This window comes from Vogesella lacus (genome assembly GCF_979366295.1).
In genome coordinates, this window is sequence record NZ_CEETQT010000001.1 from 19,653 (window position 1) to 40,515 (window position 20,863).

General features: G+C 63.2%; 19 protein-coding genes. 13 read left to right on the forward strand and 6 right to left on the reverse strand.

Annotation, left to right across the window (positions count from 1 at the left end):
• Positions 1–22 precede the first annotated feature (22 nt).
• Complete coding sequence (locus ACZ9W6_RS00105) at positions 23–1,039, forward strand: YeiH family protein (RefSeq protein WP_465189005.1); 1,017 nt, start codon at positions 23–25, stop codon at positions 1,037–1,039.
• Here the strand turns inward: ACZ9W6_RS00105 and ACZ9W6_RS00110 are convergent.
• Positions 1,017–2,396 (reverse strand): dihydroorotase, encoded by a 1,380-nt coding sequence (locus ACZ9W6_RS00110; protein WP_465189006.1) that lies wholly within the window; start codon positions 2,394–2,396, stop codon positions 1,017–1,019. The genes ACZ9W6_RS00105 and ACZ9W6_RS00110 overlap by 23 nt on opposite strands.
• A complete protein-coding gene (gene folE2 / locus ACZ9W6_RS00115) occupies positions 2,393–3,292 on the reverse strand; it encodes a GTP cyclohydrolase FolE2 (protein ID WP_465189007.1) in 900 nt (299 codons plus the stop codon). Before folE2 ends, ACZ9W6_RS00110 begins: the two co-directional genes overlap by 4 nt.
• A 172-nt stretch (positions 3,293–3,464) precedes the next feature.
• Between folE2 and ACZ9W6_RS00120 the strand changes: the two genes are divergently transcribed.
• Positions 3,465–4,517, forward strand: coding sequence for an NADP(H)-dependent aldo-keto reductase (locus ACZ9W6_RS00120; RefSeq protein ID WP_465189008.1), 1,053 nt, complete (start codon positions 3,465–3,467; stop codon positions 4,515–4,517).
• Positions 4,518–4,691: 174 nt separating this feature from the next.
• Positions 4,692–6,281, forward strand: coding sequence for a methyl-accepting chemotaxis protein (locus ACZ9W6_RS00125; protein ID WP_465189009.1), 1,590 nt, complete (start codon positions 4,692–4,694; stop codon positions 6,279–6,281).
• Positions 6,282–6,320: 39 nt separating this feature from the next.
• Here the strand turns inward: ACZ9W6_RS00125 and ACZ9W6_RS00130 are convergent, their stop codons facing one another.
• Positions 6,321–7,208 (reverse strand): LysR substrate-binding domain-containing protein, encoded by an 888-nt coding sequence (locus ACZ9W6_RS00130; protein ID WP_465189010.1) that lies wholly within the window; start codon positions 7,206–7,208, stop codon positions 6,321–6,323.
• A gap of 114 nt (positions 7,209–7,322) precedes the next feature.
• Here ACZ9W6_RS00130 and ACZ9W6_RS00135 point away from each other — a divergent pair, with 114 nt between their 5' ends.
• The 3 genes from ACZ9W6_RS00135 to ACZ9W6_RS00145 all read left to right on the forward strand — a co-directional run bounded on the left by ACZ9W6_RS00135 (position 7,323) and on the right by ACZ9W6_RS00145 (position 10,139).
• The gene (locus tag ACZ9W6_RS00135) at positions 7,323–8,477 is read left to right on the forward strand and encodes a methionine aminotransferase (RefSeq protein ID WP_465189011.1); all 1,155 of its coding nucleotides are present in this window, start codon (positions 7,323–7,325) and stop codon (positions 8,475–8,477) included.
• Between the two features lie 11 nt (positions 8,478–8,488).
• On the forward strand, positions 8,489–9,301 hold the full coding sequence (locus ACZ9W6_RS00140; RefSeq protein ID WP_465189012.1) for a carbon-nitrogen hydrolase family protein: 813 nt from the start codon (positions 8,489–8,491) through the stop codon (positions 9,299–9,301).
• A 79-nt stretch (positions 9,302–9,380) separates the two neighbouring features.
• Positions 9,381–10,139, forward strand: a complete 759-nt coding sequence (locus ACZ9W6_RS00145; protein ID WP_465189013.1) for a transporter substrate-binding domain-containing protein — start codon at positions 9,381–9,383, stop codon at positions 10,137–10,139.
• A gap of 79 nt (positions 10,140–10,218) precedes the next feature.
• Here the strand turns inward: ACZ9W6_RS00145 and ACZ9W6_RS00150 are convergent, their stop codons facing one another.
• Both ACZ9W6_RS00150 and katG read right to left on the reverse strand, forming a co-directional pair.
• The gene (locus tag ACZ9W6_RS00150; RefSeq protein WP_465189014.1) at positions 10,219–11,727 is read right to left on the reverse strand and encodes a methyl-accepting chemotaxis protein; all 1,509 of its coding nucleotides are present in this window, start codon (positions 11,725–11,727) and stop codon (positions 10,219–10,221) included.
• Positions 11,728–12,017: 290 nt separating this feature from the next.
• A complete protein-coding gene (gene katG / locus ACZ9W6_RS00155) occupies positions 12,018–14,222 on the reverse strand; it encodes a catalase/peroxidase HPI (protein WP_465189015.1) in 2,205 nt (734 codons plus the stop codon).
• Between the two features lie 251 nt (positions 14,223–14,473).
• Between katG and ACZ9W6_RS00160 the strand changes: the two genes are divergently transcribed.
• The 5 genes from ACZ9W6_RS00160 (at position 14,474) to ACZ9W6_RS00180 (ending at position 18,387) form a co-directional block, all read left to right on the forward strand.
• Entirely contained in the window at positions 14,474–15,526 is a 1,053-nt protein-coding gene (locus ACZ9W6_RS00160) for an RNA methyltransferase (protein ID WP_465189016.1), read from the forward strand.
• Positions 15,527–15,615: 89 nt separating this feature from the next.
• A complete protein-coding gene (locus ACZ9W6_RS00165) occupies positions 15,616–15,945 on the forward strand; it encodes a hypothetical protein (protein WP_465189018.1) in 330 nt (109 codons plus the stop codon).
• Between the two features lie 9 nt (positions 15,946–15,954).
• Positions 15,955–16,779, forward strand: a complete 825-nt coding sequence (locus ACZ9W6_RS00170; protein WP_465189019.1) for an AraC family transcriptional regulator — start codon at positions 15,955–15,957, stop codon at positions 16,777–16,779.
• 76 nt (positions 16,780–16,855) lie between these two features.
• Positions 16,856–17,836 (forward strand): DMT family transporter, encoded by a 981-nt coding sequence (locus tag ACZ9W6_RS00175; protein ID WP_465189020.1) that lies wholly within the window; start codon positions 16,856–16,858, stop codon positions 17,834–17,836.
• Positions 17,837–17,907: 71 nt separating this feature from the next.
• Positions 17,908–18,387, forward strand: a complete 480-nt coding sequence (locus tag ACZ9W6_RS00180) for an MEKHLA domain-containing protein (protein WP_465189022.1) — start codon at positions 17,908–17,910, stop codon at positions 18,385–18,387.
• Positions 18,388–18,402: 15 nt separating this feature from the next.
• Here ACZ9W6_RS00180 and ACZ9W6_RS00185 read toward each other — a convergent pair whose 3' ends face one another.
• Positions 18,403–19,329, reverse strand: coding sequence for a LysR family transcriptional regulator (locus ACZ9W6_RS00185; RefSeq protein ID WP_465189023.1), 927 nt, complete (start codon positions 19,327–19,329; stop codon positions 18,403–18,405).
• A 91-nt stretch (positions 19,330–19,420) separates the two neighbouring features.
• Between ACZ9W6_RS00185 and nfsB the strand changes: the two genes are divergently transcribed.
• Positions 19,421–20,074, forward strand: coding sequence for an oxygen-insensitive NAD(P)H nitroreductase (nfsB, locus tag ACZ9W6_RS00190; RefSeq protein ID WP_465189024.1), 654 nt, complete (start codon positions 19,421–19,423; stop codon positions 20,072–20,074).
• Between the two features lie 48 nt (positions 20,075–20,122).
• Positions 20,123–20,860: a M15 family metallopeptidase gene (locus ACZ9W6_RS00195; RefSeq protein WP_465189025.1), complete on the forward strand. Its 738-nt coding sequence runs from the start codon at positions 20,123–20,125 to the stop codon at positions 20,858–20,860.
• The last annotated feature ends 3 nt before the right edge of the window (positions 20,861–20,863 follow it).

Genomic DNA, 20,863 nt, shown 5'->3' on the forward strand with positions numbered 1-20,863 from the left:
CACGATACACGGAACACGCATCATGCAAAGCCTCAGTCATTACCGTCGCACCCTGCCCGGCCTGTTGGCCGCCGGCTCGCTGGCCGGCCTTGCCGTGCTGGCCAGCCAGCTGCCGCTGTTTCATCAACTGGGTATTTCTGCCCTGACGCTGGCAATCCTCGCCGGCATGCTGGCGGCCAACCTTGGCCCGACGCTGCCGGCTAGCTGGCAAGGCGGGCTGACGCTGGCCAAGGGGCCGCTGCTGCGGCTGGGCATTGTGCTGTTTGGCCTGCAGCTGACGCTGGCCGATATCGGCAATCTGGGCTGGCGGGTGATGTTGCTGGATATCAGCGTGCTGATCAGCACCTTTGCGCTGGCGCAGTGGCTGGGAAAACGGCTGAGGCTGGACAGGCAAAGCCGCATCCTGATTGGTGCCGGCAGCGCGATTTGCGGCGCGGCGGCGATTCTGGCTACCCAGCCGGTGATTCGCGCCGATCAGGAACGCGCCACGGTGGCGGTGGCCGGCGTGGTGCTGTTTGGCACGGTAGCGATGCTGGCTTACCCGCTGCTGTATGCGCTGCTGACCAACCACGGTCTCAGCCAGCACGCTTACGGCATCATGGCCGGCTCGACTTTGCACGAGGTGGCGCAGGTGCTGGCCGCCGGAAAGGCTGTGGGCGAACAAGCGGCCAACAGCGCGGTGATTACCAAGATGATGCGGGTGATGCTGCTGGCGCCGTTCTTGCTGCTGTTGGCCGCATGGTGGCAGCGCCGCCAGCCGCAGACCGAGAACACCGCCGCGGTCGGTTTTCCGTGGTTTGCACTGGGCTTTCTGGCGGCGGTGGCCGTCAACAGCAGCGGTGTGCTGCCGACGAGCCTCCTCGCCGGCCTGCGCCAGTTCGACAGCCTGTTGCTGGCACTGGCGATGGCGGCACTGGGCTTGGGCACCCGCTTTGCCAGCCTGCGCGCCGCCGGCTGGCGGCCGGTGATCCTCGCCGCCGCCTTGCTGGCCTGGCTGATGCTGGGCGGCGCAGCGCTTAACTGGCTGTGGCTGGGCTGACGGTTTCCGCAAAGCGCAGCGGCTGGCCAAGCGGCTGGCCCTGCAGCTGCCGGTCGCGCACCACCATCTTGCCGCGAATCACCGTGTGTTGCGGCCAACCTTGCACCTGTACACCGTCGTAAGGCGTCCAGCCACTGACGCTGGCAATCCAGTCATTGCTGATGACTTGCCGGGCCTGCATATCGACAATGCTGAAGTCGGCATCAAAGCCCACCGCAATTCTCCCCTTGCCGACGAGGCCAAACAGCCTGGCCGGCGTCTGGCTGCACAGCTCGACCAGCCGCGCGAGGCTGAGGCGGCCGGCGTTGACGTGATCCAGCATCAGCGGCAGCAGTGTCTGTACGCCGGTCATGCCGCTGGGCGAGTCGGGGTAAGGTTTGGCTTTTTCTTGCAAGGTGTGCGGCGCGTGGTCGCTGCCGATCACATCGACTAGGCCGCTGCGCACGGCCTGCCACAGCGCGGCCTGATGTCGTGCCTCGCGCACCGGCGGGTTCATCTGCGCGAGGCTGCCAAGCCGTTCGTAGCAATCGGGCGCGCACAGGCTCAGGTGATGCGGCGTGACTTCGACGCTGACTTGCTGGCGATGCGCGGCCAAAAACTGCATCTCCTCGGCCGTCGAGACATGCAGGATGTGCAGCCTGCGGCCAAGCTCGGCCGCCAGACCCACCACCTTTTGCGTGGCCAGCAGCGCGCTGTCGACATCGCGCCAGTGCGGATGATCGCGCACATCACCGCTGGCCTCGACCAGTGCCCGCCGCTGGCGCAGCCGCGCTTCGTCTTCGGCGTGAATCGCCACGCGGCGTTTGCCATGTTGCAGGATTTGCCGCAGCACCGCGTCGTCGTCCGCCAGCAAATCGCCAAACGAGCTACCCATGAAAACCTTGATGCCGGCGCAACCCGGCAGGTTTTCCAGCTCGGCCAGTTGCGTGGCGTTGGCCGCCGAACCGCCGATGTAGAAAGCATGCTCACACCATGCACGGCCCTGTGCCGCCTGCAGTTTTTCGGCAAGGTTGGCCGCAGTCAGTGTCAGCGGCGAAGTGTTCGGCATCTCGAAAATCGCCGTTACCCCGCCCAGTACCGCCCCGCGCGTGCCGGCCTCGAGGTTTTCCTTGTGCAGCAAGCCGGGCTCGCGAAAGTGCACCTGGCTGTCTATCACCCCCGGCAACACATGCAGGCCACGCGCATCCAGCACTTCGTCGGCGTGCCAGTGACGGGCCAGATCGCCAAGCGCGACAATGCGGCCGTCAAGGCAGGCGACATCGGCCAGCACTGCCTCGCCATCGATCAGCAGCGTACCGCCACGTATCAGCAGGTCTGCCTGCTGCCTGGCCTGCTTTTGCTGAATCTCGCTCATCATGCTGCCACCCCTGCTGATGCCACCGCGTCGTGCGGGTGCAGGCTTTCCAGATGGCGAACGTGCACGTTGACATCACGGTAATCCGCTAGCAGCGCGGCCTGCACGCGGCGGGCGGCGTCTTCGACGAACATCAGATTGCTGCCGTTCAGCCGCGCGAATTCCTGCTCGTCAAGGCGACGCACCGCCGTCTGCAGCGGCGTGGCCAGCGCGGCCTCGATGCGGTGAATCAGCGTCAACAAGCCAAAGTCCGGCGCCTCCGCCGGCAAGCTCACCTGCACCCGCGCCTCGCTGCGCTGACTGTGTGGCGTGGCGTGGCTGCCGTGCAGCAACAGCCATTCGGCCACGCTGTCCGGCGACAGACTGCTGACAGCTGCGAAATCCTCGCGAAAACGCTGCGCCAGCAGCTGGCGCGCCAGCGCGGCGGAACACGGGCAGGTAGACGAGTAACCGACGCCGACTTCGGCCGTCAGGCGAAATTCGCCCTCTTGCAACCTGGCCATGATTCGCACCGGGCTGGATTTCCAGCCCGAGAGATCGGGGCTGAGCAAGGCCGGCTCGCGGCGCAGCAGCTCGAATGCCAGCTCGATACGAGCGGCACGGCTGGCACAGTCGCGGTGGCTGTCGACCATGGCCTGCAGTTGGCCCAGCAGCAGACGCGGGCTGAGGGCTGCGCTGCCGATTTCATCCAGCAGCCGGTACAGCCGCGACATGTGGATGCCTTTCACCTGCGCATCCGGCAAATCAACCTGCACATCGGCACGTGCGTGCAGCTCGCGCAGGTAATCGCCTTCAGCCAGTTGCAGCGGCAAATCTATACCCTGCATACCCACCCAGGACAGGGGCAAAGGCGCAGCCGGTACATCGCTGCGGGAAATATCAGGCAAAACAGCATTCATCAGCATTCCTGTTCTTGTCATCCGGACGGCACTGGCAATCGGCAATCACCAACAAAGCCAAAATGTTATACCGTAACATTTTGAGTTGGCAAATCGTGACTGGAAGACGCAGGCTGTACGACCGGCAAAACATGCTGCACCATGAACGTCCACACACGACAAGGCGAAATGCATGAAATACCGACCACTAGGCAACAGCGGCATGGATGTCAGCCTGATTTCGCTGGGCACCATGACCTGGGGCGAACAGAACAGCGAAGCCGATGCGCACAGCCAGCTTGATATGGCACTGGCGCATGGCGTGAACCTGATCGATACCGCCGAGATGTATCCGGTGCCGCCGCGCGCCGAGACCCAGGGTCGCACCGAGCAATACATCGGCAGCTGGCTGGCGCAAGGCGGCAGCCGTGACAAGATCATCCTCGCCACCAAGGCCGCCGGCCCGGCCTCCGATCCGGCACGCCCCAGCCATATTCGTGGCGGTCGCACGCATTTCAGCCGAGAAAACCTGCGCGAGGCGCTGCACGACAGCCTGCGCCGCCTGCAAACCGACTATGTCGACTACTACCAGCTGCACTGGCCGGATCGCACCGTCAATATCTTTGGCGCGGCGCGCTATCCCTATGTCGATGACGCCGCCGGCAGCATTGCCATCGAAGAAACCCTGCAGGCGCTGCAAGAGCTGATGCAGGAAGGCAAGATCCGCGCGATTGGCGTTTCCAACGAAACGCCGTGGGGCGTGGCGCAATTTCTGGCGGCCGCACGCTATCAGGGCCTGCCGCGCATTGCCGGCATCCAGAATGCCTATAACCTGCTGAACCGCAGCTTTGAATCCGGCCTGTCCGAATTCAGCCATCGCGACGGCATCGGCCTGCTCGCCTATTCGCCGCTGGCGTTTGGCGTACTCAGCGGCAAGTATCGCGATGGTGCGCGGCCGCAAGGTGCACGGCTGACGCTGTTCGAGCGCTTTACCCGCTATCGCAACCCGCAGGCCGAGCAGGCAGCCGAGCAATACCTGCAGCTGGCGCAGGATCACGGCCTGTCCGCCACGCAAATGGCGCTGGCCTTCGTCAACAGCCGGCCTTTCGTGACCAGCAATATCATCGGCGCGACAACGCTCTCGCAGCTGGCCGAAAACCTCGCCAGCCTTGAAGTCAGCCTGAGCAGCGAGCTGTTGGCCGCGCTGGATGCCATCCACACCGCCCAGCCCAACCCCGCGCCGTAAATCCTGCCTCAGCCGGCAAGGTTGGCCGCAGCGCGGCCAACCTTGCTAGCCCACGCCATCCGCCCAAACTCGATGTGAATAGTTGCAAAACGGCACGGCATTAAAGGTGTTATCGTTTAAGGTTCTGCTGCATCTTGCGGCAGGCAACAGAACGACTCCACACCTTAAAGAAACATGAAGATTAATCTGCCGGTCAGCACCCACGAGCTGCACTTCGATGCGCGCCGTCCCATCGTGACCAAAACCGACCTCAAGGGCGTCATCACTTATGCCAATCCGGCCTTCATCGCCATCAGTGGCTTCAGCGCCGACGAGCTGATTGGCCAGTCGCACAATATGGTGCGCCACCCCGACATGCCGCCCGAGGCCTTTGCCGATATGTGGCGCACGCTGAAAAAAGGCATGCCCTGGCGCGGCCTCGTCAAGAATCGCAGCAAGAACGGTGATTTTTACTGGGTCGAAGCCTATGTCACACCGATACGCGAGCAAGGCGCGGTGGTCGGCTATATGTCGGTACGCACCCCGCCGACGCGTGACGCGATCCAGCACGCGAGCCAGCTGTACGCCGCCGTGCGCAACAAGCAGGCCACCCTGCCAGACAGCAGCACCGAGCGCGCGCCAAGCAGCACCCAGCAGCTGTGGCTGGCCGCCTTGCCCGTGCTGTTGCTGACCGTGGCGCAACTCGCCCTCGCTGAGTCGCCGCTGCAAAGCGCGCTGGCAGTGGCTAGCCTGCTGGCACTGGGCGGCATGATCATGGCTGTGCGTTTCTGGATGACCGGCGGCCTGCGCCGCGCCGCGCAAAGCCTCGCCACGCTGGCCGAGGGCAATTTCAAGCAGCCGGTGGCAATACGCGGCAGCCGCGAACAACGCGCGCTATTGCGCGAGCAGGAATCGCTGCGCATCCACCTGCGCGCGGTGATTGCCGACGTGCTGGATGCCAGCGAGGAAGTGCGCACCGTAGCGGACGACTCGCAGCAACGTGCGATTCACCTCGAGGAGCAAGCCATGCTCGGCGGCCAGGGCATGAGCCGCGTGGCCGCTGCGCTCGAACAGCTGGCGGTATCGGTTGACGAAATTGCCGGCCAGACCAGCGACAGCGCCCGCCATGCCGACCACGCCCGCCAGCAAACCGGCGACAGCCTGGCGCTGATGACGGCGGCCAACGTCAGCACCGGCAAGGTCAGCCAGCAAGTGCGACTGACCGCCGATGCCATCAGCCGACTCGAAAGCGAGGCCGGCACGATACGCCAGTTCACCGCGCTGATTCAGGACATCGCCGAGCAGACCAATCTGCTGGCACTGAATGCCGCCATCGAAGCGGCGCGTGCCGGTGAAACCGGTCGCGGCTTTGCCGTGGTGGCCGACGAAGTGCGCAAACTGGCTGAGCGCACCGCCGGTAACGCACGCGAGATCGAGCGCACCATCGCCAAGCTGTTCGGTTCGACGCGCGAGGCGCTGTCCTGTGCGCAGCAAACCGGCGACAGCGTGGGCGAGGCCGAACAGGCGGTGGCGCAGCTCGAGCAGCGGCTGCACAGCATTCATCAGGGCAGCGTCGAGCTGGAGCGCAGCGCGGCCGACATCGCCATGACCTTGCAACAGCAATCGGCGGCCAGTGGCGAAGTGGCGCAAAGCATGGAAGAAATGAACGCGCTATCCGAGCAAAACAGCGAGCGCATTCGTGAAACCCGCCAGATGGCCGACCAGCTGAATGCCACCGCCGGCCATCTCAATGCGCTGGTCGCGCAGTTCCGCCGTCATCTGTAAACCTGTCCGCCAAGCGTGGCCGCATGGCGGCCAACTGCCCTAGCCCGGTTGATGGCCGGCACGCTGTAATAGCCAGCGCTGCACCACCAGCACGCCGGGCGGACAATCCGGCCGCGTAGCGAGACCATAGGCAAAGCCGTTGGCGAACGGCGGCCCCAGCGGCGTCAGCACGCGGCCGCCGGCGATTTCGTCTTTCAGCAAGGTGATGTCGGCCAGTGTTACGCCAAAGCCCAGTACCGCCGCCTGCATCGCCTGATCCAGCGTGTCGAACACCGTGCCGCGGCGGTAGTCGACACTGCTTTCCTGGCGCTGCGCCAGCCACTGCCGCCAGTCGCGTTTGTCTAGCGAAGGATGCAGCAAGGGGAAGTTGGCGAGGTCGGCGGCACTGTGCAAGGCATGGCCATTGCGCACCAGCAGCTCTGGCGAAATCACCGGCGTCAACAGCTCGGCAAACAGCAGCGCCTCGCTGCCGCCAAGCAAGGCGGCCGGCTTGTAAACCACGGCCAGGTCAAAATCTTCCTTGGCAAAATCGATGTCGTGATCGTGGCTGCTGCTGAGCTGGATCGGGATATCCGGATGCTGCTCGTTAAAGTCGCGCAAGGCCGCCAGCAACCAGCGCACCACGCAGCTGGGTGCCTTGATATTGACCGGCGTGCTCAGCATCGCGGTGGCATCCAGCCCCTGCTGCAACATGCCAAAGGCGCGCTGCACATAGCCGTGCAGCATCTCGCCGCGCGGCGTCAGCCTCAGGCTGCGGGCAAAGCGCAAAAACAGCGGATAAGCCAGATGCGACTCCAGCAGCGCCACCTGTTTGCTGACCGCACCCTGCGTCAGGCACAGCTCTTTGGCGGCGAGGGTGAAGCTCTGGTGCCGCGCGGCAGCTTCAAACACCGTCAACGCATACAGGGGCAGATTTTTGTGCAGCATGGCTTCGCCTCAAGACTGAATTTTTCTCAGTCATAACATGCCAATAATTCGTTTGTCGCACAAGTCACAATCGCGTTGAATGGCAACACACAACAGCGACAGCGTGATAACAAGATGCAAACCCCTATCCTGCCCCAGTCCAAACTGCCGAATGTCGGCACCACCATTTTCACCGTCATCGGCCAGTTGTCTGCACGCCATCAGGCCATCAACCTGTCGCAGGGCGCGCCGAATTTTGCCTGCAGCGAGGCATTGGTGCGCTATGCCCACGAGGCGATGCAGGCCGGCCACAACCAGTACGCGCCGATGTCCGGCCTGCCGGCACTGCGCGAGGCGATTGCAGCCAAGGTCGAGGCACTGTACGGCCAGCGTTACGATGTGGATGAAGAAATCACGGTGATGGCCAGCGCCAGCGAGGCACTGTTCTCGGCGATTACCGCCCTGGTGCACGAGGGTGACGAAGTCATCGTGTTCGAGCCGGCCTTTGACAGTTACATCCCGATGATAGAGCTGCAAGGTGCCAAGGCCGTCAGCATCAAACTGAATGCCCCCGACTTTGCGATTCCGTGGGATGAAGTCGCCACCAGCATCACGCCGCGCACGCGCATGATCCTGCTGAACACCCCGCACAACCCGACCGGCACGGTGCTGAGCGCAGCCGACGCTGCAAGGTTGGCCGCACTGACCGCCGGCACCGGCATCATCATCCTGTCGGACGAAGTCTACGAGCACGTGACGTTTGACGGCGAGCTGCATCACAGCATGAGCCGCTATCCGGCGCTGGCCGAGCGCGCAGTGGTGGTGACCTCGTTTGGCAAGACCTTCCACGTAACCGGCTGGCGCGTCGGCTACTGCCTGGCACCCGCCGCACTGATGGATGAAATCCGCAAGGTGCACCAGTTTGCGATGTTTGCCGCCGACACCCCGATGCAATACGCACTGGCCCGGCTGATGGCCGAGCCGGAGCATTATCTGGGCCTGGCCGCGTTTTACCAGCAAAAGCGCGATCTGCTGTGCGAGGCACTGATCGCCTCGCCGCTCAAGCTGCTGCCAAGCAAGGGCAGCTTCTTCATGCTGGCAAGCTTCGGCCATCTGTCGGACGAGAGCGACAGCCAGTTTGTGCAGCGTCTGATTACCGAACACGGCGTCGCCACCATTCCAGTGTCGGCCTTCTACCGTGATGGCACCGACCAGCAGCTGATTCGCCTGTCCTTTGCCAAGGACGATGCCACCTTGCTGGCTGGCGCGGCGCGCCTGTGCCAGCTGTGAAAGGAGAGGCGATGACCCAAACCCTGACCGCCGCCGTGGTGCAGATGGTGTCCGGCGATGACCTTGCGGCCAACCTTGCCCGTGCTGAAGCACTGGTGGCCGAGGCTGCCGAACGCGGCGCACGCCTGATTGCCCTGCCCGAGTATTTTTACCTGATGCCGGCCGATGAATCGGCACGGCTGGCACTGGCCGAGCCTTTTGGCTGCGGCCCCCTGCAACAGCGCATGGCCGCCCTTGCCCGCCGCCACCACGTGTGGCTGCTGGCCGGCACCCTGCCACTGGCCGGCAGCGAGCCGACGCGCTTTTTCAACAGCAGCCTGCTGTTTGACCCGGACGGCGGCTATGTCTCGCGCTACGACAAGATTCACCTGTTCGGCTTTGACAATGGTGTCGAGCGCTATGCCGAGGCCGATACCATGCAGCCGGGCGAACAGATCTGCAGCGCCGACACCCCGTGGGGCAGCCTGCGCCAGTCGGTCTGCTACGATGTGCGCTTTCCGGAGCTGTACCGCCGCGGCACTGCGCCGGTGATGATCAGCGTGCCCGCTGCCTTTACCCACACCACAGGCGAGGCGCACTGGGAATTGCTGCTGCGCAGCCGCGCCGTTGAGAACCTGGCCTTTGTGCTGGCTCCCGGCCAGGGCGGCTACCACCCCGGTGGCAAGCGCACCTTCGGCCACAGCATGATTATCGACCCGTGGGGCAAGGTACTGGCCTGCCATACCGAGGGCGAAGGCATTGCCATCGCCACCCTGGATTTCGGGCAACAGCAAGACTGGCGCAGCCGTCTGCCTGCCCTGCAACACCGCCGTTTTTACAGCTGATTCCGTGCAGGCACTGGCCGGCACGATGCCGGTCAGCACTGAAAACGGAATAACAACAAAAGCACCAAAGGAGAACCCCATGAGACTGAAGCTTGCCCTCGCTACCCTGCTGTTGTCCCCGCTGCTGAGCCAGGCGGCCGAGCCACTGCGTATCGCTACCGACGCGACCTACCCGCCGTTCGAGTATGTCGATGCCTCCGGCAAGGTTGCCGGCTTTGAGGTGGACTTCGCCTACGCCGTGTGCAAGGCAATGGCCACACCATGTGAAGTGGTCAACCAGCCATGGGACGGCCTGATTCCCGGCCTGCAGGCGAAAAAGTACGACGCGATCATGTCGTCGATGAATATCACCGACAAGCGCCGCCAGGTGGTGGATTTCAGCCAGGTCTACTACCTGATGCAGAACCGCTTTGTTGGCCGCAAGGGCGCGGCGCTGTCGGCCGACCTGAAAGACAAGGTGATCGCCGTGCAGACCGGCACCCCGCAAGACAGCTATGTGACGCAGTACTTCAAGGCGGCCACCATCAAGCGCTATGTCAATGCGCAAGACCCGATGCTGGAGCTGACCTCCGGCCGCGCCGACTTCACTTTCGGCAACACCGTACAGCTGCAGAAGGGCTTTCTCGATACGCCGAATGGCAAGGCCTTTGCCTTTACCGGCCCGGTTTTCGATGGCCGCAAGGACAAGCTGCTGGGTGAAGGCGTCGCCGTGGCGCTGCGCAAGAGCGATAGCGAGCTGAAAGCGCGTTTCAACAAGGCGATTGACCAGGTCAAGCAAAGCGGCGAATACAGCGCGCTGCTGAAAAAGCACAAGCTGGACGGCCTGCTGGAAGACTGAGCATCAGCGCAGCCTGAGCGCACGCAATAAAAAAGGTTGGCCGCATGCGGCCAACCTTTTTGCTTTCAGACTCGCGATATCACACCCGCAAGCGGCTGATGCCCTGCTGGATGCGCTGCACGGTGACGTCAATATCCGCCGCCAGCTGATTCACCTCGGCCATCAGCTCGTCATTGCGCTGCGCCGAATCGGCAACCTCGCGCACTTGCTGGCCGATTTCGCCGGCCGCCTGCGACTGGCTGGAAAGGCCATCGGCAATCACGCTGACCACGCCGGCCGCCTCGCGTGCCGAGCCGGTAATCGCGCTGATGGAATCGCCGACTTCGCCGGCCAGCCCCGCACCGCGCTCTACCGAGCCGACCATCTGGTTCATGCTGCCGACCGCCACCTGCTTGCTGCTCTGGATACCCTGGATCACCTCCTGGATGCGCTTGGTTTCGCGCGCTGTCAGCTCGGCCAGCTTGCGCACTTCGTCCGCCACCACGGCAAAACCGCGGCCCTGCTCGCCGGCACGCGCCGCCTCGATCGCGGCATTGAGCGCCAGGAGGTTCGTCTGTTCGGCAATGCCCTGAATCACGTTGACGATGCCGGACACCTGATCGGTAGCCGCGCCCAGGGCGTCGATCTGCTTGGCCGTCTCGCGGATGGTGCCGACCATCTGGTTCATTTCGTCCATGGTGTGGCCAATCACGTCGCCGCCCTTGCGCGCAACGGTTTCGGTTTCGCTGCTGAGCTGGCTTGCACGCTGCGCACCTTCGCTGCTGCCGGCCACGCTGTCGGCCAGCCAGCTCGCACGTTCCTGCATCTGCGCCGACACCGCGCTCTGGCGCGAGGCCTGCTGTTTGACGGTTTGCGACAGATCCACCAGTTGGCCGCAATGGGCGTGGATGGCGGCGGTTTCGCGCGCCACGGTACCGATCAGCTCGGCCAGCGAGCGTTGCATATCGACCACGGTATCAAACAGCGGACTGTGCTCTTCGTCGTCCAGCTCGATGCGTGTTACCAGATCACCCTTGCCGATTGTCTCGGCCAGCATGGCCACCGAGGCGGCCTCCAGCGTTTCGCTGCGCATGCGGCGGGCAAACATCACCAGCACACCGGTTTCAGCCACCACAAAGCCGGCATGAATCAGCACCACCCAGAAATTACCGGTAGACGGATAGGCAAACACCGGCAGCTGATTCTGCTGCATGAAATAAAAACTCAGGTGATGCACGGCAATCACCCCGGCTGCCAGTACGATGGGTTTCCAGTCACGGTAATACAGCAGGAAAGCCAGAAAACAGAAAATGGCAAAGTGGAATTCGAGCATGCCATGCGCCTGATGAATCATCAGCGCCGAAAACACCATCAGCGATACGGCCACCGACAAGCGGGTATACAAGGCACCCGGCGCGGACAGGCGCATCAGCGCAGTCGGCACCGCAGCGGCCGGCACGCCAACCAGCAAGGCCTCAAGCCAGGTGCCATACCAGCCGGCCAGCAAAAAGCAGCCCAGCAACAATACCCACAAGGTAATCACCAGCGCCTTGTCAGCCTCGCCACGCAACAGGCCGATACGCTGCTGTATGGTCAGTACATCACTCATGATTCCACCCTTCTTAACTGCATAGTTTTACCCCGAACATGACGACTGCCTGCCAGTTCATCAGCAAGATGCCGGCCAGTGCATACAGCAGCCAGCCCCAGAACAAAAAACGACGCAACACAGCGACTCCTATTGCCTGCGACAGATATCAGGCTCTTTTAATAGTGATATTAACTGTTGGCCGCCTTATCAATAAATAATGGCATTGCACTGCAACATCCGGCCTTGCGCTGGCGCAAAAACGAAAAAACCGCCAGTCGCAACTGGCGGTTTTGTTACAGCTACACAGCTTATTTCAGATCGAAACGGTCAAGATTCATCACCTTCACCCAGGCGGCGATAAAGTCGCGCACCAGCTTGGCCTTGCCGTCGTGCTGGGCGTAAACCTCGGCCAGCGCCCGCAGTTGCGAGTTGGAACCGAATACCAGATCGACACGGCTGGCCTGCCACTTGACTGCGCCGCTAGTGCGGTCACGGCCTTCGTAGAGGTTGGCCGCAACCGGCTGCCACACGGTAGACATGTCCAGCAGATTGACGAAGAAGTCATTGCTGAGCACGCCCGGCAGACTGGTGAAGACACCGGTTGCGCTGCCGTCGTGATTGGCACCCAGTACACGCAGACCACCCACCAGCACGGTCATTTCCGGAGCGCTGAGAGTCAAGAGCTGGGCACGATCCAGCAGCAACTCTTCGGCCGCGACGCGGAAGTCCTGCTTCTGGTAGTTGCGGAAGCCATCGGCCTGCGGCTCAAGCACGGCAAACGATTCCACATCCGTCTGCGCCTGGCTGGCATCGCTGCGGCCGGCGGCAAACGGTACGCTCTGGGCAAATCCGGCGGCGGCAGCGGCAGACTCGACCGCGGCACTACCGGCCAGCACGATCAGGTCAGCCAGCGAGATGCGCTTGCCACCTTGCTGGGCGGTGTTGAAACGCTGCTGGATGCTCTCGAGCACGGCCAGCGTCTTGGCCAATTGCGCCGGCTGGTTGACTGCCCAGTCCTTTTGTGGTGCCAGGCGGATACGGCCACCATTGGCACCACCGCGCTTGTCCGAGCCGCGGAAAGTCGAGGCCGAGGCCCAGGCGGTGGAGATCAGTTCGCTGATGCTCAGGCCGCTGGCCAGTACTTCGGCTTTCAGAGCCGCGATATCGGCATCATTCACCAGTGCGTGGTCTACCGCCGGTACCGGGTCTTGCCAGATCAGCTCTTCGGCTGGCACTTCCGGCCCCAGATACAGCGACTTCGGCCCCAGATCACGGTGCGTGAGCTTGAACCAGGCGCGGGCAAACGCATCGGCGAAGGCTGCCGGGTCCTGATGGAAGCGGCGCGAAATCGGTTCGTAGATCGGGTCAAAGCGCAGGCTCAGGTCAGCCGTGGTCATCATCGGCGGATGTTTCTTGCTCGGATCGTGCGCATCCGGAATCAGGTGCTCGGGCTTCACATCCTTGGCCACCCACTGGTGAGCGCCGGACGGGCTCTTGGTGAGCTCCCACTCGTAGCCGAACAGCATGTCGAAGTAGCCATTGTCCCAAGTCGTCGGGTTCGGCTTCCACGCACCTTCGATACCGCTGGTGGTGGTGTGCACGCCCTTGCCGCTGCCCAACTTGTTGATCCAGCCCAGGCCCATTTCTTCCATAGGTGCAGCTTCCGGCTCGGGCCCGACCAGGGTCGGATCACCGGCACCGTGTGCCTTGCCGAAGGTATGACCGCCGGCAACCAGTGCCACGGTTTCTTCATCATTCATCGCCATGCGGCCGAAGGTTTCGCGCACATCACGGCCGCTGGCGACCGGGTCAGGGTTGCCGTCCGGGCCTTCCGGGTTCACGTAGATCAGGCCCATCTGGACTGCGGCCAGCGGGTTGTCCAGCTCGCGGCTGCCACTGTAGCGGCTGTTTTCCTTGTCGCTGGTGGCCAGCCATTCTTTCTCGCCACCCCAGTAGATATCTTCTTCCGGCTGCCAGATATCGGCGCGGCCACCGGCAAAACCGAAGGTCTTGAAGCCCATGGACTCCAGCGCCACATTCCCGGCCAGAATCATCAGGTCAGCCCAGGAGATCTGGTTGCCGTATTTTTGCTTGATCGGCCACAGCAGGCGGCGCGCCTTGTCGAGGTTGCCGTTATCCGGCCAGCTGTTCAGTGGCGCAAAACGCTGGTTGCCGGTACTGCCACCGCCACGGCCATCGGCGGTACGGTAAGTACCGGCGCTATGCCAGGACATACGGATGAACAGGCCGCCGTAATGGCCCCAGTCAGCCGGCCACCAGTCTTGCGAAGTGGTCATCAAGGCCTTGAGGTCGTTTTTCAGGGCGGCGTAGTCGAGCTTGGCAAATTCGCTGGCGTAATCAAAACCCTGATCCATCGGGTTGGATGCCGGGGCGTGCTGGTGCAGGATGCCGAGGTTCAGCTGGTTTGGCCACCAGTCACGATTGCCACGGCTGGCATGAGTGGTGCGGGCAGTCGCTTTACTGGAAAACGGGCATTTCTGTTCGGTAGTCATATGTGCTCCTCTTCGTTTGACTTGCTGCGGTTGATGAACACAGCTTAGTCGTTCGGCGCGATAGCTTCTACTTATATATTCCAATATCACCAATATGGATTAACTATTGCAATAAGTCATTCGCATGAGTGACGGCTATTGCAGCATAGCCAGATCGCGGCAAATTGCGCTGCGGCATTGCCCATCTTGCGCTACCCTACGCGGCTGATTGCAACGGGCACCTTGCGTGCCATCCGGACCGACGTTTTCTCATGCGCATTAGCGATTTTCACCAGTCTCTTTACCAGCTTGGCGCCCTGCCTTGCCATGTTGGCCGCATCAACCGCGCCTGGCTCAAGGGCCAGCCGCTGGGTATCGGCACCCGCCACCAGAAAGGCGAGAATTACTTTCCGCTATCGGTGCGCGAAGGCCTGCCGCCTATCGCCGCCCAGATCGACAATCTGGCGCGCATCCAGTCGCAACACGAAGGTGCCGACGGCTCGCTGCGCCTCCTGGTCGAGCTGGCCGACAAACAGACCGTCGAAAGCGTGCTGCTGCCGCGCGACGGCCTGTGTGTCTCCAGCCAGGTGGGCTGTGCCGTCGGCTGTACCTTCTGCATGACCGGCAAGAGCGGCCTGCTGCGGCAGCTGGGCAGTGCCGAAATCGCCGCCCAGGTGGCGCTGGCGCGACGCCTGCGCCCGGTGAAAAAAGTAGTGTTCATGGGCATGGGCGAGCCGGCGCACAATCTGGACAATGTACTGGAGGCAATCGAGATCCTCGGCACCGACGGCAATATCGGTCACAAGAATCTGGTGTTCTCGACCGTGGGCGACCCGCGCGTGTTCGAGCGTCTGCCGCAAGGCCGCGTCAAGCCGGCGCTGGCGCTGTCGCTGCACACCACCCGTGCCGACTTGCGCGCCGAGCTATTGCCGCGCGCGCCACGCTACAGCCCGCAAGAGCTGGTAGCACTGGGCGAAGAATACGCCCGGCAGACCGGCTACCCCATCCAGTACCAGTGGGCACTGCTGGCCGGCATCAACGACACACAAGAAGAGCTGGACTCAGTACTGGCGCTGCTGAAGGGCAAGTACGGCATCCTCAATATCATTCCTTACAACAGTGTCGAGGGCGATCATTACCAGCGTCCGACTGCCGAGCGCGTGCAGTGGATCAAGCGCTATCTGCATGATGGCGGCGTGCTGACCAAGATTCGTGATTCGGCCGGCCAGGATGTGGATGGCGGCTGCGGCCAACTGCGCGCCCGTGCGGCCAACATCATCGACCACAGCCGTTTGCTGCGCCGTCAGGGCAAGCCGGCCGAATAAGCCCTTGCGGCCAACCACAATGACAGCAGGGTTGCCGGCCGGTGCAGTTTGCTGCACCCTTTCGGCATCACCCCACCGGATACCTCGCCATGCTGGAACAACTGCTGAAATTGCTGGATAGCCCGCGCGACAGCGCCCTGCTGCGCTTTGGCATTGCCAACGAATACGCCCGCACGGGCGACTGGGCCAAGGTCGCCGCCTTTGCACGTGATGCGCTGGAACGCCAGCGCGACTTCTCTGCCGCCTGGAAGCTGCTGGGCAAGGCTCAGGCAGAATGCGGCGAGCAACAGGCTGCACTCGAGACTTATCAGGCCGGCATCGCCATCGCCAACAGCAAGGGCGATGTGCAGGCCGCCAAGGAAATGACCGTGTTTGCCCGCCGTATCGAAAAAGCCCTCGCCGCCAGCGAAGCGCCGTAAAGCAGCCAGATGCAAGGCGTGCCGCTGCAGTTCTCCTCGCAAAGTGACCGTGCCGAGTTTCGCCAGCTGGGCGAGCACGCCGGTGCCGAGCTGTATCGCGCCCACATCGTGCATCATGCTTTCGAACCGCACACCCACGAGGCCTATGGCTTTGGCGCGATAGCCAGCGGCGTCGAGCGCTTTCGCTGTGGTGGTAGCGACCATCTGGCCGCACCCGGCAGCATCGTACTGATGAATCCTGACGCCCTGCACACCGGCCGCGCCGAGACCGACGGCGGCTGGCATTACCAGATGATTTACCTCGAGCCGGCCCTGCTGGCTGAAATCAGCGGCGAATCCGGTTGGTGGTTTGACGAGGCTGTCTGCCATGACCCGCAGCGCAGCCATGCGCTGGGCCGCATTCTGGCCACGCTGTGGGCCGGGCCGGACAGCCTCGCCAGCGACTGCCTGTTGCTGGAACTGGCCAGCCTGGTTCAGCCGCTGGCGAGCCAACGGCCACAGCAACTGGCCGAAGGCCGCCAGCGCTTTGAGCGCGTCATCGACTATATGCACAGCCATCTGGCCGAACGGCTGCAGCTGGAAGAGCTCGCCGCCATCGCCGGCCTCAGCCGCTTTCACTTCTTGCGCAGTTTCAAGGCGCAGTTCCATGTCACGCCACAGCAGATGCTGATGGCGCTGCGCCTGCATCGTGCCAAGCAGGCACTGGCCGCCGGTGCTCGCCCCGCCCAGGTGGCGGCGGACTGTGGCCTCAGCGATCAGGCCCATCTGAGCCGCGCCTTCAGCAAGCGCTACGGCGTCAGCCCCGCACGCTACCAGCAGCAATTGCGCGCCTGACCGCGCAAAAGCGCAATCTGGTACAAGCCTCGCCCCGTCACTGCTGGCATGCTGCCTCCATCGTCAAGGAGCAAGCATGATGTTGAGTGGAGTGTTGTTCGCGCTGGCCGCCGGCCTGTTGTGGGGGCTGGTCTTTGTATCACCTTTGCTGTTGCCCGATTATCCGGCCGCCTTGCAGTCGGTTGGCCGTTATCTGGCGTTTGGCCTGCTGGCGCTGCCGCTGGCCTGGTTTGACCGGCGCGAGCTGTCGCGCCTGCAGAAAAAAGACTGGTGGCTGGCGCTCAAACTCGCCGCCATCGGCAATCTCTTGTACTACCTGTTTCTGGCCAGCGCCATCCAGCGCGCCGGCGCACCGCTACCCACCATGATCATCGGCACCCTGCCGGTAGTCATCGCCATTGCGGCCAACCTGTTGTACCAGCAAAGAGATGGGCAGCTGCCGTGGCGTCAGCTCTTGCTGCCGCTGACCCTGATTGCTGCCGGCATTGCCTGTGTCAATCAGGCCGAGCTTGGCAGCCTCGCCACCCAGGGTCATGGTGCGCTGATGCAGCACGCCGGCGGCGCCTTGCTGGCCATCGGCGCTGTGGTGTGCTGGACGTGGTATCCGCTCAATAATGCCCAGTGGCTGCGCAGCCACCCTGATCACAATCCGCGCAGCTGGGCCACCGCCCAGGGTGTTGCCACACTGCCGCTGGCCGTGTTCGGTTATCTGCTGTTTATCGGTTGGCAGTCTGCGGCCAACCCGGCTTTCGATCTGCCGCTGGGGCCGCGTCCGCTGGTCTTTGTCAGCCTGATGCTGGCCATCGGCCTGCTGGCCTCCTGGCTGGGCACCCTGTGCTGGAACGAAGCCAGTCAGCGCCTGCCAACCGCGCTGGCCGGCCAGCTGATCGTATTCGAAACCCTGGCCGCACTGATTTACGCCTTCATCTTGCGCGGCGAGTTTCCGGGCCTGCTGACGTGTGCCGGCATCACACTATTGCTGCTTGGCGTGCTGATTGCCACCCGCATCAAGCCACGCGCCACCGTGGCCGCGTCTGAGGCTGAGGTCGCGCTGTAAAACACTTGTTTTTGCGATGGCGAGGTGGCTGGCCCTACACTGTCAGGCCAGCCACCTTGCGAGTCACCACGATGAATCCTGCCCAGACCAGCCCGCTGCCCCGCTTTCAGGACCCGGCTTTTTTCCGGCTGCTGTGCAGCAGCTACCAGCGCCTGCTTGGCCGCCCGCTGCTGGATGCTTCGCTGCCGGAAGCCGACGCCATGCACTGGCTGTATCAGCAGGCACCGTTCTGCGTCCTCGCGCATGACACGGCGGCCAGCCCGGTATTCATCTACGCCAATCGCTGTGCGCAGCAATGCTTTGGCTATGACTGGGCTGATTTCACCCGTCTCGAATCGCGGCTGTCGGCCGAAGCGCCTAATCGCGAAGAACGCGCCGCGCTGCTAGCGCAAGTGCAGAATCAGGGTTTTGCCGAGGGCTATCGCGGCCTGCGCATTGCCGCCGATGGCCGCCGCTTCTGGATTGAAGACGTCACGGTGTGGAATCTGCTTGATGAGGCTGGCCACTACCACGGCCAGGCGGCCACTTACCGCCAGTGGCGCGATGCCTGAAAACGAGCAGCCTTGTTAGTTTGCCGCCAGCAAGGCTTTGACCTGCTGCCAGCGCGCCAGTAGCCGTGGCTGCAGAAAACCGCGCAGCAGCTGCGCCAAGGTGCCCGCCGCCCGCCGATCGGCGCAAATCAGGTACAGGGGCGCCGGCTCGCCCAGCCAGCCCGTACATAGCTGCACCAGCCGGCCGGCTTGCAGATCATCGGCCACATCCAGCGCCGACTTGTAGGCTATGCCCTCGCCGGCCAGCGCCCAGCGCCGCACCACATGGCCGTCATCCACCATCAGCCGGCCATCCAGCAGCACGCTTTCCTCGCGACCATCCCGGCTGAAATGCCAGCGCTGATGCAGGCTGTCGCCCAGCATATAGGCAAGGCAGTCATGCCCGCGCAGATCCTGCGGCTGTTGCGGCCAAGCTCGCCGCGCCAGATAAGCGGGCGAGGCACACAGCACGCGGCGGTTGTCCGGCACCAGCGGCAAGGCAATCAGCGCCGAATCGGTGGGCGTGCCATAACGAATCGCCAGATCAACCGGCTGGCGATAGACATCGGCCAGCCGGTCTGCCACCTGCAGACGCAAGGTCAGTTGCGGATGCTGCTGCATGAATTCGCCCAACCACGGCAACAGCACCTCGCGCCCGAGGTCCGACGGCAAGGACAGCTGCAGCAAGCCCTGCAATACCTCCTGCCCCTGCACCGCCTGCTGCGCCCCCGCCCACAGGGCCAGCATCTGCTGTGCCTGCGGCAAAAACTGCTCGCCCTGCGTGCTCAGCCGCATGCTGCGGGTCGAGCGCACAAACAGCCGGCAGCCCAGCTCCGCCTCCAGCCGTTTCAGCGCGGCACTGGCGGCAGCCGGCGTCAGGCCGAGTGAATGTGCGGTAGCCGTCAGGCTGCCGTTTTCGGCCGTTCTCACCACAATCTCGAGGGCTTGCAGGGATTTCATCATCAAATTTCCTTTGATAGTCCTGCAAATAATACGCTGTTTATCAAAAAAATATTCGATGGCACCATGCGCTCACTAGCCCCAAGGAGCCACCATGAACATCGCCGACATCATCCAGACCCGTTACACCACCAAGGCCTTTGACCCGACATTCAGCCTCAGCGCCACGCAGGCAGCCGACATCGAGACCCTGCTGCGCTTCAGCCCTTCGTCCACCAATGCCCAGCCCTGGCACTTCTTTGTCGCAGGCAGCGCGGCCGGCAAGGAAACCATCGCCAAGGCAACGCAAGGGTTTTACAGCTTCAACGAAGCCAAAGTACTGAATGCCGCACAGGTCGTAGTGTTCTGCACCCGCGCCAGCATCGATGACAACCATCTGGCCACCGTGCTTGAGCAAGAACAGCACGACGGACGCTTTGCCAACGCCGAAGCCAAGGCCGGCCAGCATCGCGGTCGCAGCTACTTCGTCAATATGCACCGCTATGAGCTGCGCGATGCCGCGCACTGGATGGAAAAACAGACTTATCTCGCCGTCGGCACCCTGCTGCTGGGCGTGGCGGCCATGGGGCTGGATGCCTGCCCGATCGAAGGCTTTGACCAGCAAGCGCTGAGCGAAGCGCTGGGTCTGCGTGACAAGGGCCTGCTGCCTTCGGTCATCGTGGCCATCGGCCGGCGCAGCGACAGCGATTTCAATGCCACGTTGCCCAAATCACGCCTGCCGGCCGGCAGCATCATCACCCGGCTGTAAGCACGGTCGCTGCGTTATGATGGCTTCATTCCACACCCCGAAGCCATCATGCACACCATTACCGACTGGCCTGCCATCCGCCACACGCCACCCCTGCTCAACGCACAAACCTTGGCTGCATTGCAAGCCGGCAGCGCGGCTGTTGCCCTTGCCGCCACGCCACGGCTTTATCTCGACAATCGCTACTACCGCGACGGCCATGCCGGCACGCGGCCGCAAATCTATCTGCGTGCCGCCGTCGCGCAACAATTGCAAGCCGCCTTGCAGCTGCTGCCGGCCAATCTTGGCCTGTGGCTGTTTGATGGCTGGCGCAGCCGCGACACCCAGGCTGCACTGTTCAGCCAGATTGCCGCCGGCTTGCGCACACAGCATCCGGCGTGGAGCGAAGCGCAGCTCCTGGCTGAGACGCGCAAATTCGTTGCCCACCCGCACGATGCCGGCCGTTTTCCAGTAATGCCGCATCTGTCCGGCGGCGCGGTCGATATGGCAATCTTCCGGCTGGACAGTGGCGAGCTGCTGGATTTCGGCACGGCTTTTGACGCTGCCGAAGCCGCCTCGCAGACCGATTACTTCGAGCAGGACGCCGGCACCGACAGCCGCTTCAGCCCCACGCGCTGGCTGCAGGTGCGCCAGCATCGCCGCCTGCTGTTTGGCGTGATGCAGGCGGCCGGCTTCAGCAATTACCACGAAGAATGGTGGCATTACGATCTGGGCGACTGCCTGTGGGCCGAGGCCTGCGGCAGCAACTGGTACTACCCGGCCATGTCGCCCGACAGCGACAGCTGACAC

Excerpts from the sequence above, each read along its gene's own strand:
- ACZ9W6_RS00165 (WP_465189018.1), top strand. The coding sequence starts at position 15,616 with ATGCTGGAACAACTGCTGAAATTGCTGGATAGCCCGCGCGACAGCGCC.
- ACZ9W6_RS00185 (WP_465189023.1), bottom strand. The coding sequence starts at position 19,329 with ATGATGAAATCCCTGCAAGCCCTCGAGATTGTGGTGAGAACGGCCGAA.
- ACZ9W6_RS00125 (WP_465189009.1), top strand. The coding sequence starts at position 4,692 with ATGAAGATTAATCTGCCGGTCAGCACCCACGAGCTGCACTTCGATGCG.
- folE2 (WP_465189007.1), bottom strand. The coding sequence starts at position 3,292 with ATGAATGCTGTTTTGCCTGATATTTCCCGCAGCGATGTACCGGCTGCG.
- ACZ9W6_RS00150 (WP_465189014.1), bottom strand. The coding sequence starts at position 11,727 with ATGAGTGATGTACTGACCATACAGCAGCGTATCGGCCTGTTGCGTGGC.
- ACZ9W6_RS00140 (WP_465189012.1), top strand. The coding sequence starts at position 8,489 with ATGACCCAAACCCTGACCGCCGCCGTGGTGCAGATGGTGTCCGGCGAT.
- ACZ9W6_RS00170 (WP_465189019.1), top strand. The coding sequence starts at position 15,955 with ATGCAAGGCGTGCCGCTGCAGTTCTCCTCGCAAAGTGACCGTGCCGAG.
- ACZ9W6_RS00180 (WP_465189022.1), top strand. The coding sequence starts at position 17,908 with ATGAATCCTGCCCAGACCAGCCCGCTGCCCCGCTTTCAGGACCCGGCT.
- ACZ9W6_RS00160 (WP_465189016.1), top strand. The coding sequence starts at position 14,474 with ATGCGCATTAGCGATTTTCACCAGTCTCTTTACCAGCTTGGCGCCCTG.
- ACZ9W6_RS00105 (WP_465189005.1), top strand. The coding sequence starts at position 23 with ATGCAAAGCCTCAGTCATTACCGTCGCACCCTGCCCGGCCTGTTGGCC.
- katG (WP_465189015.1), bottom strand. The coding sequence starts at position 14,222 with ATGACTACCGAACAGAAATGCCCGTTTTCCAGTAAAGCGACTGCCCGC.
- ACZ9W6_RS00135 (WP_465189011.1), top strand. The coding sequence starts at position 7,323 with ATGCAAACCCCTATCCTGCCCCAGTCCAAACTGCCGAATGTCGGCACC.
- ACZ9W6_RS00175 (WP_465189020.1), top strand. The coding sequence starts at position 16,856 with ATGATGTTGAGTGGAGTGTTGTTCGCGCTGGCCGCCGGCCTGTTGTGG.
- ACZ9W6_RS00110 (WP_465189006.1), bottom strand. The coding sequence starts at position 2,396 with ATGATGAGCGAGATTCAGCAAAAGCAGGCCAGGCAGCAGGCAGACCTG.
- ACZ9W6_RS00195 (WP_465189025.1), top strand. The coding sequence starts at position 20,123 with ATGCACACCATTACCGACTGGCCTGCCATCCGCCACACGCCACCCCTG.
- ACZ9W6_RS00130 (WP_465189010.1), bottom strand. The coding sequence starts at position 7,208 with ATGCTGCACAAAAATCTGCCCCTGTATGCGTTGACGGTGTTTGAAGCT.
- ACZ9W6_RS00120 (WP_465189008.1), top strand. The coding sequence starts at position 3,465 with ATGAAATACCGACCACTAGGCAACAGCGGCATGGATGTCAGCCTGATT.
- ACZ9W6_RS00145 (WP_465189013.1), top strand. The coding sequence starts at position 9,381 with ATGAGACTGAAGCTTGCCCTCGCTACCCTGCTGTTGTCCCCGCTGCTG.
- nfsB (WP_465189024.1), top strand. The coding sequence starts at position 19,421 with ATGAACATCGCCGACATCATCCAGACCCGTTACACCACCAAGGCCTTT.